Annotated in this window: 12 protein-coding genes; 5 read left to right on the forward strand and 7 right to left on the reverse strand. The window is 71.8% G+C overall.

Annotation, left to right across the window (positions count from 1 at the left end):
* Window positions 1–76 precede the first annotated feature (76 nt).
* The 3 genes from ACYVNR_RS11960 to ACYVNR_RS11970 are packed head-to-tail and all read left to right on the forward strand — an operon-like array spanning window position 77 to window position 2487.
* Entirely contained in the window at window positions 77–1060 is a 984-nt protein-coding gene (locus ACYVNR_RS11960; RefSeq protein ID WP_052677076.1) for an alpha/beta hydrolase, read from the forward strand.
* 51 nt (window positions 1061–1111) lie between these two features.
* Window positions 1112–2101, forward strand: a complete 990-nt coding sequence (locus ACYVNR_RS11965) for a ribose-phosphate diphosphokinase (protein ID WP_461048240.1) — start codon at window positions 1112–1114, stop codon at window positions 2099–2101.
* The gene (locus ACYVNR_RS11970) at window positions 2098–2487 is read left to right on the forward strand and encodes a DUF3054 domain-containing protein (protein ID WP_461048241.1); all 390 of its coding nucleotides are present in this window, start codon (window positions 2098–2100) and stop codon (window positions 2485–2487) included. Before ACYVNR_RS11965 ends, ACYVNR_RS11970 begins: the two co-directional genes overlap by 4 nt.
* A 113-nt stretch (window positions 2488–2600) precedes the next feature.
* Here the strand turns inward: ACYVNR_RS11970 and arc are convergent, their stop codons facing one another.
* The 4 genes from arc to ACYVNR_RS11990 all read right to left on the reverse strand — a co-directional run bounded on the left by arc (window position 2601) and on the right by ACYVNR_RS11990 (window position 7223).
* Window positions 2601–4364, reverse strand: coding sequence for a proteasome ATPase (gene arc / locus ACYVNR_RS11975; RefSeq protein ID WP_461048242.1), 1764 nt, complete (start codon window positions 4362–4364; stop codon window positions 2601–2603).
* 55 nt (window positions 4365–4419) lie between these two features.
* Window positions 4420–5499: a tRNA (adenine-N1)-methyltransferase gene (locus ACYVNR_RS11980; RefSeq protein WP_461048243.1), complete on the reverse strand. Its 1080-nt coding sequence runs from the start codon at window positions 5497–5499 to the stop codon at window positions 4420–4422.
* Window positions 5500–5510: 11 nt separating this feature from the next.
* Window positions 5511–5939 (reverse strand): single-stranded DNA-binding protein, encoded by a 429-nt coding sequence (locus ACYVNR_RS11985; RefSeq protein WP_461048244.1) that lies wholly within the window; start codon window positions 5937–5939, stop codon window positions 5511–5513.
* Between the two features lie 138 nt (window positions 5940–6077).
* Window positions 6078–7223, reverse strand: a complete 1146-nt coding sequence (locus tag ACYVNR_RS11990; RefSeq protein WP_458799947.1) for a site-2 protease family protein — start codon at window positions 7221–7223, stop codon at window positions 6078–6080.
* Between the two features lie 130 nt (window positions 7224–7353).
* Between ACYVNR_RS11990 and ACYVNR_RS11995 the strand changes: the two genes are divergently transcribed.
* A complete protein-coding gene (locus tag ACYVNR_RS11995) occupies window positions 7354–8193 on the forward strand; it encodes a RecB family exonuclease (protein WP_045188115.1) in 840 nt (279 codons plus the stop codon).
* Between the two features lie 93 nt (window positions 8194–8286).
* On the opposite strand, the gene ACYVNR_RS12000 is transcribed toward ACYVNR_RS11995, so the two are convergent.
* Both ACYVNR_RS12000 and ACYVNR_RS12005 read right to left on the reverse strand, forming a co-directional pair.
* Window positions 8287–9669 carry an aminotransferase class III-fold pyridoxal phosphate-dependent enzyme gene (locus ACYVNR_RS12000; protein WP_461048245.1) on the reverse strand — a complete coding sequence of 461 codons (1383 nt, stop codon included), beginning with the start codon at window positions 9667–9669 and terminating at the stop codon, window positions 8287–8289.
* Window positions 9670–9698: 29 nt separating this feature from the next.
* Window positions 9699–11201: a CoA-acylating methylmalonate-semialdehyde dehydrogenase gene (locus ACYVNR_RS12005; protein WP_461048246.1), complete on the reverse strand. Its 1503-nt coding sequence runs from the start codon at window positions 11199–11201 to the stop codon at window positions 9699–9701.
* Between the two features lie 60 nt (window positions 11202–11261).
* Here ACYVNR_RS12005 and ACYVNR_RS12010 point away from each other — a divergent pair, with 60 nt between their 5' ends.
* Window positions 11262–12614: an aminotransferase-like domain-containing protein gene (locus ACYVNR_RS12010; protein WP_461048247.1), complete on the forward strand. Its 1353-nt coding sequence runs from the start codon at window positions 11262–11264 to the stop codon at window positions 12612–12614.
* Window positions 12615–12635: 21 nt separating this feature from the next.
* Here the strand turns inward: ACYVNR_RS12010 and ACYVNR_RS12015 are convergent, their stop codons facing one another.
* The gene (locus tag ACYVNR_RS12015) at window positions 12636–13013 is read right to left on the reverse strand and encodes a DUF5997 family protein (RefSeq protein WP_045188121.1); all 378 of its coding nucleotides are present in this window, start codon (window positions 13011–13013) and stop codon (window positions 12636–12638) included.
* Between the last annotated feature and the right edge of the window lies 1 nt (window position 13014).

The raw sequence follows: 13014 nt of genomic DNA on the forward strand, positions 1-13014 counted from the left end.
GATTGGCCGCACCTGAGGCCCCGTTGCCGCCCGGGCACTCGTCCGCCTCACGGGTGAAGGTGCCAGACTGGCGCTCGTGACGGCGACCGGCTCCTGGGACATGCCCCTGCGCACCAAGCTGCTCGCCCGCGCCGTGCAACGGTGGCGCGGCGGCATCGCCACCCTCACCCCCGACGGAATCGCCCGCAGCAGAGCGCTTTTCACGCCGCCGCGCGCTCCGTACACCTGGGTGACCGGTCCCGTCCCGGCGTCGGTGCTCGTCGGAGACCTGTCGTTCCCGGCGCGCGACGGGCACCGGATCGCCGTGCGCACCTACCGCCGTCGGGACTCCCAGGGCGACACGCTCCCGGCGCTGCTGTGGTTCCACGGCGGCGGGTGGGTGCTCGGCAACACCCGCGGCTACGACCCCATCTGCGCCTGGCTCGCCGACGTCTGCCGGGTCGCCGTGCTCAACGTCGACTACCGCCTGGCACCCGAGCACCGCGCCCCGCAGGCGGCGCACGACTGCGTCGACGCGGCACGGTGGGTCGCGTCGAGGGGCGAGGCGGACGGCATACGGCCGACGGGGATCGGCCTGGCGGGCGACTCAGCGGGTGGCAACCTCGCCGCCGTGGCCGCGCACGTGCTGCGCGACGAGGCAGTCGACGTGAGCTACCAGGCCCTGCTCTACCCCGCGGTCGACGCCACGATGAGCAGCCCGTCCGTCGCCCAGCACGCCCAGGCCCCGATCCTGACCCGGCCCGACATGGACGCCTTCCTCGCGCACTACCTCGGTGACGGCGAGGACGCCCTCGACCGCCGGGACCCACTCGTGTCGCCGCTGCACGCCCCCGACCACGCGCGCCTGCCGGCCACGCTCGTGCAGACCGCGGACCTCGACCCGCTGCGCGACGAGGGCGGGCGCTACGCCGACGCGCTCCGCCGCGCGGGCAGTCCGGTGCGGCACACGAACTACCCGCGGGTGCCGCACGGCTTCATGAGCTTTCCGGGGGCCACGAGAGCCGGTGCCGCGGCCCGCGCTGAGCTCGCGGACTGGGTCTCCGCCCACGCACACCGTTGAACCTCCGATAGTCTGCCAACGCACGCGAGTCTCGTGAGGGATGGTCTCTAAGTGAACGATGTCGTCGTGTTCAGCGGCTCGGCGCACCCCGCCCTTGCCGACCGCATCTGCTCGCACCTCGGGGTCACGCGGTCCCCCGTCGACATCAAGCGGTTCAGCAACGACTGCCTCCAGGCACAGCTGCTCGCCAACTGCCGGCAGCGCGACGTCTACATCGTGCAGCCGCTCGTGCCACCCACGCAGGAGCACCTCATGGAGCTGCTCCTCATGATCGACGCGGCACGCGGCGCCTCCGCGGCGCAGATCACCGCCGTCATGCCGCACTACGCGTACGCCCGTTCCGACAAGAAGGACGCGTCGCGCATCTCGCTCGGCGGCCGTCTCGTTGCCGACATGATCTCGACCGCGGGCGCCCACCGGGTGCTGACGATGGCGTTGCACGCGCCGCAGGTGCACGGCTTCTTCTCGACGCCCGTCGACCACCTCACCGCGATCGGCGTGCTCGCCGACCACTTCCGCGACGCCGACCTCACGAACTCGATCGTCGTCAGCCCCGACCTCGGCAACGCCAAGGTGGCCACGCAGTTCGCCCGACTGCTCGGCCTGCCCGTCGCTGCCGGCTCCAAGCAGCGCGTCGCCGACGACCGCGTCGTCATCGACTCGATCGTCGGCGATGTCGCGGGCCGACGGGCGATCATCCTCGACGACGAGATCGCCACCGGCGGCTCGATGCTCGAGCTGATGGACCGCCTCAAGGACGCCGGCGCCACCGAGGCGGCCATCGTCTGCACGCACGGGCTCTTCGCCGGCAAGGCCGTCGAGCGGCTGCGTGAACACCCGTTCGTCACCGAGGTCGTCACCACCGACACGGTGCCCGCCCCCGACGGCTGGCCCGAGCTCACGGTGCGTTCGGTGTCGGCCCTCTTCGCCGAGGCGATCAGCCGCATCCACCACGGCCGCTCGGTGAGCTCGCTCTTCGAGGGCGTCGACCCCACCCACGCGCCGCCCCAGGCCAAGTTGCCGTTCGAGACGCCTGCATGAGCCGCACCCCTTGGTGGCGGCACCCTGGCGTCGCCCTCCTTCTCGACGTCGTGCTCGTCGTCGTGTTCGCTGCCGTCGGACGCGCCAGCCACGACGAGACCAACCCCGTCGTCGGCGCCCTCGCCACGGCGTGGCCGTTCCTCGTCGGCACGGCGCTGGGCTGGATCGTGGTGCGGGTCATGCGCCGCACCTGGCCGGTCGACCTCGCCCCGGGCGTGACGGTCTGGTTCGCCACGGTGCTCGTGGGGATCGTGCTGCGTCGAGCCGTCGGCTCGGGCACGGCGGCCAGCTTCGTCGTGGTGGCCTCGGTCGTGCTCGCGGCCTTCCTGCTCGGCTGGCGAGCCCTGGGCGCGTATGCCGCCCGCCGCTCCCCCGTGCGCACCTGACCCACCCGCCGCGCCCCACCGTCGAACGGGTACCTTGCCGAGCCGGCACAGTGCCCACCCGACCCAGGAAGGTCGAGTGGGCACCGTGTTCCGGCGGTTGGCTGCTCTCCGGGTCAGAGGTACTGGCCGGTGTTGGCCGTCGCGATGGAACGGCCCGGCTCGGTGCCGTCCTTGCCCTTGATGAGCGTGCGGATGTAGACGATGCGCTCGCCCTTCTTGCCGCTGATGCGCGCCCAGTCGTCGGGGTTGGTCGTGTTGGGCAGGTCCTCGTTCTCCTTGAACTCGTCGACGCAGCTGGCGAGCAGGTGCTCGACGCGGATGCCCTTCTGGCCGGTGGTGAGGAAGTCCTTGATCGCGAGCTTCTTGGCCCGGTCGACGATGTTCTGGATCATCGCGCCCGAGTTGAAGTCCTTGAAGTAGAGGATCTCCTTGTCGCCGCCCTGGTAGGTGACCTCGAGGAAGCGGTTCTCCTCCATCTCCGAGTACATCCGCTCGACGGCCGCCGTGATCATGGCCTCGACGGTCGCGTCGCGGCTGCCGCCGTTGACCGCGAGGTCGTGCTCGTGGAGCGGCAGCGTGTCGGTGAGGTACTTGCTGAAGATGTCTCGCGCGCTCTCGGCGTCGGGCCGCTCGATCTTGATCTTGGCGTCGAGACGTCCCGGCCGCAGGATCGCCGGGTCGATCATGTCCTCACGGTTGGAGGCACCGATGACGATGACGTTGTCGAGCCGCTCGACGCCATCGATCTCGGCGAGGAGCTGCGGCACGATCGTGGTCTCGACGTCGCTGCTCACACCCGAACCGCGGGTGCGGAAGAGCGAGTCCATCTCGTCGAAGAAGACGACGACGGGCGTTCCGTCAGAGGCCTTTTCGCGAGCACGCTGGAAGATCAGGCGGATGTGCCGCTCGGTCTCACCGACGTACTTGTTGAGCAGCTCGGGGCCCTTGATGTTGAGGAAGTAGCTCTTTTCCGTCTGCTTGCCCGTGCGGGCCGCGACCTGGCGCGCGAGCGAGGCGGCCACCGCCTTGGCGATGAGCGTCTTGCCGCACCCGGGAGGGCCGTAGAGCAGCACCCCCTTGGGCGGCTTGAGGGCGTGCTCCTTGTAGAGCTCGGGGTGCAGGAAGGGGAGCTCGACCGCGTCACGGATCTGCTCGATCTGGCCGGCGAGACCACCGATGTCGGCGTAGTCGACGTCGGGCACCTCCTCGAGGACCAGCTCCTCGACCTCGAGCTTCGGGATGAGCTCGTGCACGAAGTTGGAGCGCGGGTCGAGGGTCAGGGAGTCGCCGACCCGGATGCGCTCGTCGAGCAGCGGCGTGGCGATGCGGCACACGCGCTCCTCGTCGCCGTGCGTCACGACGACGACGCGGTCGGGCTCGATGCGCTCCTTGACCGTGACGACCTCGCCCACGCGCTCGTAGCCGTGGACCGAGACGACGTTGAGCGCCTCGTTGAGCATCACCTCGCGGCCGAGCCCGAGCTCCTTCTGGTCGACCGACGGGCTGATCGCCACGCGCATCTTCCGTCCACCCGTGAGGATGTCGACGGCGCCGTCGTCGGGAGCGTCGACCACCAGCCCGTAGGTGCTGGGCGGCTGGGCGAGCCGGTCGACCTCCTTCTTGAGGGTGACGATCTGCTCGCGCGCGTCCTTGAGCGTGCGCACGAGCCGCTCGTTCTGCGACGAGAGCGTCGAGAGGCTCGTCTGCACGTGAGCCAGCCGGGCCTCGAGCTCGCGGGTGCGCTGCGGCGAGTGCCGCGCCACCTCACGCAGGGACTCGACCTCGGCACGCAGGGCTGCGAGCTCGCGGTCCCCCACATCGGGGGCTCCGGCGCCGGCGGCACCTTCAGCGTCTGGGTTGCGGACGTCGTCAGACATCTCGGCCTCCTCATCCGTCACTCGCACATAGTGACGATTCGACCCTAACCCCGCGTCACCCCAAGTCATCGGACGTTTCAGCCACTGATCGCCGGAGGCGCCGGATCGTCTTGTCGCTCTTGACCCGTTCGCCCAGCGCTTCAGGGGTCCAGGCATCGGCCGGGATGTCCGTGGACGCGGTGGAACCGGCGACCTGATCGCCCGCTCCGCCCGGCGTCGTCGTGGTGCCGTCCGCGGCGCCGTTGTCACCGTAGGCGCCCTTGGCCGGGCGCCGCTTGCGCCCGGGTGCCTCGACGCCCGGCGCGAGGCGGCGCGTCGTGATGAGGAAGCCGGTGTGGCCGTGCATGCGGTGCTGGGGCCGCACGGCGAGGCCCTCGAGGTGCCAGCCGCGCACCAGCGACTCCCAGGCGGAGGGCTCGGTGAAGCCGCCGTGGGCACGGATGCCCTCGGCGACCCGGCTCAGCTGGGTGGTGGTGGCGACGTAGCAGATGAGCACGCCGCCGGGGATGAGCGCCTCCGACACGGCGTCGAGGCACTCCCAAGGGGCGAGCATGTCGAGCACAACGCGGTCGACCGTGCCGCCCTCGGCGACCTGCGGGAGCGAGGCGACGAGGTCACCCACCGTGACGGTCCAGGCGGGGTGGTCACCCCCGAAGAAGGCGCGGCCGTTGCCGCGGGCGATCTCGGCGAAGTCCTCGCGGCGCTCGAACGACAGCAGGCGTCCGTTCTCGCCGATGGCGCGCAGCAGGGACATCGACAGCGCCCCACTGCCGACCCCGGCCTCGACGACCGTCGCGCCCGGGAAGATGTCGGCCATCTGGACGATCTGGCCGGAGTCCTTGGGGTAGACGACCGCTGCCCCGCGCGGCATCGACATGACGTAGTCGCTGAGGAGGGGACGGAGCGCGAGGTACTCGACGCCGGCGGTGTTGGTCACCACCGAGCCGTCGGGCGAGCCGATGAGGTCGTCGTGCCGCAGGAACCCGCGGTGCGTGTGGAACTCACGGCCGGGCTCGAGGGTGATGGTGTGCAGCCGGCCCTTGGGATCGGTCAGCTGCACCCGTTCCCCCACCTCGAAGACGCCGCGGCGGTTGTGGGCTGCACCGGTGACGAGGGACTGTGCGGCGTCGGTCATGGGAGCACAGTCTAGGTGCCCACGGAGCGGCTCCCGGACACGCGTCGGAGCGCGCTCGCCTCCACCTCGTAGCGGCTCAGGCAGCCGCCGGGACCCCCGAAGAACCGGCGCCGCAGCGCGCCCTCCAGCTCGACCTGGTCGTCCGCCTGCAGGCGCAGGGCGGTGCGACGCGTGGCGGCCGTCCAGCACACCACGTCGATCGTGTCGACGGTGGCCCGGCGCGCCCCCTCCCCCGCGTCCTTGCGCCGACGTGGTGGGTCTGCTCGAGGCACGACCAGTCGTAGGGTCGCGATCCGGTCGCCGCTCGGCAGCTCGCGCTCCTCGGCGGCAGCCGCGACCCGTCCGGCGAGGGCGACCTCGTTGCGTCCGACTGCTGCGGCGCTCGCCGCCGCGGCCGCCGCCCCTCCGACCGTCGCGGTGGCGGTCCTGCTCGTGCCCATGGTCACTCCCTCCGGCCCGACCCTCGGGCACTGGCCCCACGCTGGCCCACGGCACGCACGCGGCGCACCGCTCTCGGGCGTCCTGTGGACGACAGCACCCTGAGCAGAGGGGGTGTGGACGGAGCGGGAGACAGACCCTCAGCGACGACCGCGGCGTCCGAGCTCGGCACCGACCACCGCGTTGATGCGCTCTGCCGTGGCCAGGCCCCGCACGTCACGCGTGTCGTCATCGATGACGACGGCCTGCGAGAGGTCGCGTTCGCTCATCACCCGGATGAGGTCGGTCAGGGCCGCGTCGGCGGCCAGGGCCACCACCCATGCCGTGGGCTGGGCGATGGTGACCGAGGCGACGGCCGTGCGGCCGCGTGCCTCTGCCGGCACCCGCACGGCGGACTCGGCGTCCACCAGTCCCAGCGGCCACCCGGCGGGGTCGGCGGCAGCCACGTGCGCACCCTGCGCCACCGCCGTCTGGACCTCGGAGACGGGGGTGCTTCCGGCGACGAGCACCAAGGGCTCGAGCACCTCGGTCGCGAGACCGGACGTGACCTCGTGGATGCGCCCGGTCTGGACGGCAGCCGACGCGCCCTGCCACAGGAAGAACGCGATCGCCACCGGCCACACGATCCCGAAGATGTCCGACGAGCGCCCTTCGACGAGGGGCCGCAGGGCGAACCAGGCCACCGTGAGCACCGCGACGACGCGCCCGAGCCAGCCGGCGGCCACCAGGCCTCGTCCCTTGCTGCCCGTCGCGCGCCACACGAGCGCGCTGACGATCTGGCCGCCGTCGAGCGGCAGCCCGGGCAACAGGTTGAACAACCCCACGAGCAGGTTCGCGAAGGCGACGATGCCGAGCAGCGTGAGGGCGGTCTCGTTCGTGGTGAGCGCACGGATGCCCCAGACGAGGGCGGCGAGGAGCAGGTTCGACAGCGGCCCCACGACCGCGACGATGGCCGTCGTGCTCGGGGACGTGCGCGTGGCGTCGTAGACGGTGTGGCCGCCCCACACGTCGGCGACGATGCGGCTCACGGGGTGGCCGCGCCACTGCGCGGCGAGCGCGTGGGCGGCCTCGTGCACGAGCACCGACACGAGCAGCAGCACGGCGTAGCCCGCGGCGAGCAGGTAGCCGTAGGCCGGCCCGCGGTCGGCGCGCGCGAGGTTCGGACCGAACACCACGACGATGAGCACGGCGATGACCGGCCACGAGCGGCCGAGGTAGACCGGCGTGCCGGCGAGGCTGCCGATCCGCCACCCGTGGGAGGTGCTCCGGCGGGCGGGAGTGCTCATGACCTCAACCCTAGGGCCTGCCCCGCTGAGCCCGGCCCGTGCCGGTCCCGTGCGCCGCCTGTGGGGTCGAGTCCGGGTCGAGTCCGGGTCGAGTCGGGGCCCTGTCGCCGCTGCGGCATACAGTCTGGCCATGGTCTCAGCGCTGTCCCCGAGTCGGGCCTCCGACTTCATGTCGTGCCCGATGCTCTACCGCTTCCGGGTCATCGACAAGCTCCCGTCGCCGCCCACCCAGGCGACAGCGCGGGGCACGCTCGTCCACGCCGTCCTCGAGCGGCTCTTCGACCTCCCGGCCGCCGAGCGCACCATCGACGCCGCCGTCGCCCTCGTGCCGCAGGAGTGGCAGCGGCTCGCCGACGAGGAGCCGGCGATGCTCGAGCTGCTGGCCGAGCAGCAGGGCCGCACCGACGAGTGGTTCGCCGGCGCCGCCTCCCTGCTGCAGACGTGGTTCGGCCTCGAGGACCCCACGCGGCTCGAGCCCGCCGAGCGCGAGCTCTACGTCGAGACCGAGATCGACGGCCTCGTGCTGCGCGGTTACGTCGACCGCCTCGACGTGGCGCCGGGGGGTGCGATGCGCGTCGTCGACTACAAGACTGGGCGCTCGCCCTCCGAGCACTTCGAGGCCAAGGCCCTGTTCCAGATGAAGTTCTACGCGCTCGTGCTGTGGCGTCAGCGTGGCGTCATCCCGAAGCGGCTCCAGCTCGTCTACCTCGGCAACAGCGAGATCGTCGCCTACGAGCCCGACGAGCAGGACCTCCTCGGCACCGAGCGCAAGGTCAAGGCGCTCTGGACCGCCATCGAGCGGGCAGCCACCACCGGCGACTGGCGCCCGAGCCCGAGCCGTCTCTGCGACTGGTGCGAGCACCGCGCCCTGTGCCCAGCCTGGGGCGGCACCCCACCGCCGCTGCCGGTCGACGCTGCCGAGCGCGCCGTCGATCCCGCCGTCACCGGCCTCGTCGAGATCGACGCCTGACCTCCGCCCCGTTCGCGCCACCCGGGGCCGTATGCCGTCCGGTGCCGACCCGCAGGTCCGCGCCGGACGGCATACGCCCCCCTCTCCCGCGGGTCAGACGGTGAACTCGTCGGCCACCGACAGGGCCTCGTCGAGGACGGCGAGCCCCTCCTCGGCCTCGGCCGGCGTCGTGGTGCACGGCGGCACGACGTGCGTGCGGTTGAAGTGGGTGAAGGGCCAGAGGCCCCGCTCCTTGCACGCGGCGGCGAAAGCGCCCATCGGTGCGGCTGCCTCACCGCCGGCGTTGTAGGGCACCAGCGGCTCGCGGGTCTCGCGGTCGCGCACGAGCTCGACGGCCCAGAAGACGCCGAGGCCACGCACCTCGCCGACGCTCGGGTGCTTCGCCGCGATCTCCCGCAGTCGGGGGCCGATGACGTCGCTGCCCAGCGTGCGCGCGTTCTCGATGATGCCCTCCTCACGGAAGGCGTTGATCGAGGCAACGGCCGAGGCGCACGCGAGCGGGTGGCCCGAGTAGGTGAGGCCGCCCGGGAAGGCACGCTGGTCGAAGGTGGCGCGGATCTCGTCGGAGATGACGACACCTCCGAGCGGCACGTAGCCGGAGTTGACGCCCTTGGCGAAGGTGATGAGGTCGGGCCGCACGCCCCAGTGGTCGACCGCGAACCACTCGCCGCACCGACCGAAGCCGGCCATCACCTCGTCGGCGATGAGCATGATGCCGTGCTCGTCGCACAGGTCGCGAACGCCCTGCAGGTAGCCGTCGGGCGGAACGAGGATGCCGTTGGTGCCGACGACCGTCTCGAGGATGATCGCGGCGATCGTGTGGGCACCCTCGACCATGATCGTGTCGCGCAGGTGCTGGAGGGCTCGGTCGCGCTCCTGCTCGTCGTCCTGGGCGTGGAAGGCCGAGCGGTAGGTGTAGGGACCCCAGAAGTGCACGACCCCGGGGTAGCCGGGCTCGGAGGGCCAGCGTCGTGGGTCGCCGGTGAGGGTGATCGAGCCGGCGGTCGCGCCGTGGTAGCTGCGGTAGGTGGCCAGCACCTTGTGGCGCCCGGTGTGCAGGCGCGCCATCCGCATCGCGTTCTCGTTGGCCTCGGCGCCGCCGTTGGTGAAGAACACCGCCGAGAGCCCCTCGGGGGAGACCTCGGTGATGAGCCGGGCCGCCTCGCTGCGCGCGTCGTTGGCGAAGGAGGGCTGGATGGTCGCGAGCCGGCCGGCCTGCTCCTGGATCGCGGCGACGACCTTGGGGTGGTTGTAGCCGATGTTGACGTTGACGAGCTGGCTGCTGAAGTCGAGGTAGCGCTTGCCCTGGTAGTCCCAGAAGTACGAGCCTTCGGCGCGCGCGATCGGCAGTGGGTCGATGAGCCCCTGCGCCGACCACGAGTGGAAGACGTGGGCGCGGTCGAGCGCGCGCACCTCGTCCTCGCCCATCTGGTCGAGCAGGTCCTTGACGACGGTCCGGCGGTCCAGGTCGGTCATGGTGGGGATGCTCCTGTCTGTCGGCGCGGTCAGCGGGTTCGCGGGAAGCCGAGGTCGACGGTGGACGTCGCCGGGTCGGGCCAGCGCTGCGTGACGACCTTGCCGCGCGTGTAGAAGCTGATCCCCTCGGGGCCGTACATGTGCGTGTCACCGAAGAGGGAGTCCTTCCAGCCGCCGAACGAGTAGTACGCGACGGGGACGGGGATCGGCACGTTGATGCCGACCATGCCGACCTCGACCTCGTTCTGGAAGCGGCGGGCCGCCCCGCCGTCGCGGGTGAAGATGGCGGTGCCGTTGGCGTACTGGTTGCGGTTGATGAGGGCCAGCCCCTCGTCGTACGTGTCGACGCGTACGACGGAGAGCACGGGTCCGAAGATCTCGTCGCGGTAGACGGTCATGTCGGGCGTCACGCCGTCGAGCAGTGTCATGCCGAGGAAGAAGCCGTCGGTCGGCACGTCCTGCTCGCGGCCGTCGACGACGACGGTGGCGCCGGCCGCGGCGCCCTCCGCGACGTAGCCGGCCACCTTGTCGCGGTGCTCGGCCGTGATGAGCGGGCCCATGTCGGTGCCCTCGGCGGAGCCGGGTCCGACCTTCAGCGCGGGCAGTCGGTCGGAGACGGCCCGCACCAGCTCGTCACCGATGCCGCCGACCGCGACGGCGACGGACAGCGCCATGCAGCGCTCGCCGGCCGCGCCGTACGCGGCCGAGACGATCGCGTCGGCCGCCATGTCGATGTCGGCGTCGGGGAGCACGAGGGCGTGGTTCTTCGCCCCGCCGAGGGCCTGGACGCGCTTGCCGTTGGCGGTGCCGCGCTCGTAGATGTACTTCGCGATCGGCGTCGAGCCGACGAAGCTGATCGCGGCGACGTCGTCGTGGTCGAGCAGCGCGTCCACGGCCTCCTTGTCGCCGTGCACGACCGTGAAGACGCCGTCGGGCAGTCCGGCGCGCTTCCAGAGCTCGGCGAGGAACAGCGAGGCAGACGGATCCTTCTCGCTGGGCTTCAGCACGAACGTGTTGCCGCAGGCGATGGCGTTGGCGCACATCCAGAGCGGCACCATGACCGGGAAGTTGAACGGCGTGATGCCCGCGACGACGCCGAGGGGCTGGCGGATGCTGTAGACGTCGACGCCGGAGGCGGCCTGCTCGGAGAAGCCGCCCTTGAGCAGCTGCGGGACGCCGGTGGCGAACTCGACGTTCTCGAGCCCGCGGGCGATCTCGCCGACGGCGTCGGAGAGCACCTTGCCGTGCTCGGCCGTGACGATCGCGGCCAGCTCGTCGGTGTGGGTGTGGAGCAGCTCGCGGAAGGCGAAGAGGACGGCCGCCCGCTTCGACAGCGAGCTCGCGCGCCACTCCCGGCTCGCGGCGGCAGCGGTCTTGACGGCGGCATCCACCTCGGCGGCCGAGGCCAGGGCGACCTCGCCGGTCTGCCGCCCCGTGGCGGGGTCGTGCACGGGTGCGGTGCGGCCGGAGGTGCCGGGCACGCGCGCCCCCTGGATCCAGTGGTCGATGGTCGTCACGGTGGGCGTCGTCATGCCCGCAACATTACGTTCCAGTCTTGCACCATACAAAGCGCACATTGCTATGTTACGAACATGCGCGCGACGATCTCGGCCATCGAGGAGCGCCTCGACGCGCCCACCGCGAAGGGGCTGGCCCAGGCGGTGTCGCGGGCCATCCGCGACGCGACGCTCCTGCCCGGCGACCAGCTGCCACCGATCCGACGGGTGGCGGAGGAGCTGATGATGTCGCCGACGACGGTCAGCGCCGCCTGGCAGCTGCTCGCCCGCTCCGGCACCATCCGCTCCGACGGACGGCGCGGCACCACCGTCGCCCCGACGACACGCGGCGGTGAGCGCTACAGCCGCGCCCTGCGCCACGAGTCACCCGTCAGCCTCGACCTGTCGACCGGCATCCCCGACGGCCTGCTGCTGCCGTCCCTGCACACGGTGCTGGCCGGCCTCGACGACCCCGCCACACCGAGCAGCTACCTCGACGACCCGGTGCTGGACGAGCTGCGGACCGAGCTGCGGCGCGACTGGCCGTATGCCGCGGAGGACCTGCTCGTCGTCGACGGCGCCATGGACGCGCTCGACCTCGTCACCCGCGCCACGCTCCGGCCGGGCGACCTGGTGCTGGTCGAGAACCCCGGGTTCCCCCCGCTCCTCGACCTGCTCGAGGACCGCGGCGTCGACGTCGTCGGGGTCCCGCTCGACGAGACGGGGATCGAGCTCGACCGCGTCGAGGCGCTGCTCCCCCGCCGCCCGGTTGCCGTCGTGGTGCAGCCACGGGGTCAGAACCCCACGGGGATCTCCATGTCACCCACCCGGGCCCGTCGCCTCGCCACCCTGTTGAAGGGCCGCGACTGCATCGTCATCGAGGACGACTCCAGCGGGCCGATCTCGTCGTCGTCACCGATCAGCCTCGGCGCGTGGATCCCCGACCAGGTGCTCCACATCCGCAGCTTCAGCAAGTCGCACGGTCCCGACCTGCGCATCGCCGCAGTGAGCGGACCCGGCGCCCTGCTCGCCCCGGTGCGGCACGCGCGCGCCCTCGGCCAGGGCTGGACCAGCCGCCTGCTCCAACGAGTGCTCGCCGGACTGCTCAAGGACGAGGCGTGCACTCGCCAGATCGCCTCTGCCAGAGCGGAGTACGCGCGCCGCCGTGAGCTCGTCGTCACGCGGCTCGCCGAGCACGGCATCCCCGTCCCGGGGTCGGACGGGCTCAACATCTGGGTGCCCGTGCGCGACGAGGCGGCAGCCGTCCTGCGGCTCGCCAGCCACGGCATCGCCGTGACGCCGGGCTCGCCCTTCTCCGTGGAGCCGGTCAGCGGCCCGGCGGGCCACGTCCGGGTCACGACGGGACTGGTGCGGCACGACCACGTCGAGGTCGCCGACCTCGTCGCCGAGGCCGCGACGGTGGGCGCTTGGACCGCCCAGCACCGCTGAGGAAGCGAACCTCTTTGCTGCTCAGGCGCGCTCGGCGTTGCGGGCCTTGACTCGTGCGTCCTCGGCGCGCACCTGCGCGAGGATGTCACGCTCGGCGACCAGCCAGTCGGGCATCTCGTCGAGGAGTGCCTTGATCTGCTCGGTCGTCAGGTGCTCACCGACGCCGGCGCGCACGAGCCCGCTGCCCGAGATCCCGAGGCGACGCGCGGTCTCCTGACGGGTGTGCGGCCCGTTGCGACGCAGCGAGGCGAGCCACTCGGGCGGCTCGGCCTGCAGCGCGTTGAGCTCGTCACGGCTGACGACGCCGTCCTGGAAGTCCGCAGGGGTCTCCGACAGCAGGACGCCGAGTTTCTTCGCGGCCGTCTGGGGCTTCATCGTCTGGGACTTGGGCGAAGGCATG

Source organism: Terrabacter koreensis (assembly GCF_054783315.1).

Bases quoted from the DNA above. Each gene is read 5' to 3' on its own strand.
- arc (WP_461048242.1), bottom strand. From the start codon at position 4,364: ATGTCTGACGACGTCCGCAACCCAGACGCTGAAGGTGCCGCCGGCGCC.
- ACYVNR_RS11985 (WP_461048244.1), bottom strand. From the start codon at position 5,939: ATGGGCACGAGCAGGACCGCCACCGCGACGGTCGGAGGGGCGGCGGCC.
- ACYVNR_RS12000 (WP_461048245.1), bottom strand. From the start codon at position 9,669: ATGACCGACCTGGACCGCCGGACCGTCGTCAAGGACCTGCTCGACCAG.
- ACYVNR_RS11970 (WP_461048241.1), top strand. From the start codon at position 2,098: ATGAGCCGCACCCCTTGGTGGCGGCACCCTGGCGTCGCCCTCCTTCTC.
- ACYVNR_RS12015 (WP_045188121.1), bottom strand. From the start codon at position 13,013: ATGCCTTCGCCCAAGTCCCAGACGATGAAGCCCCAGACGGCCGCGAAG.
- ACYVNR_RS11980 (WP_461048243.1), bottom strand. From the start codon at position 5,499: ATGACCGACGCCGCACAGTCCCTCGTCACCGGTGCAGCCCACAACCGC.
- ACYVNR_RS11995 (WP_045188115.1), top strand. From the start codon at position 7,354: ATGGTCTCAGCGCTGTCCCCGAGTCGGGCCTCCGACTTCATGTCGTGC.
- ACYVNR_RS12010 (WP_461048247.1), top strand. From the start codon at position 11,262: ATGCGCGCGACGATCTCGGCCATCGAGGAGCGCCTCGACGCGCCCACC.
- ACYVNR_RS12005 (WP_461048246.1), bottom strand. From the start codon at position 11,201: ATGACGACGCCCACCGTGACGACCATCGACCACTGGATCCAGGGGGCG.
- ACYVNR_RS11990 (WP_458799947.1), bottom strand. From the start codon at position 7,223: ATGAGCACTCCCGCCCGCCGGAGCACCTCCCACGGGTGGCGGATCGGC.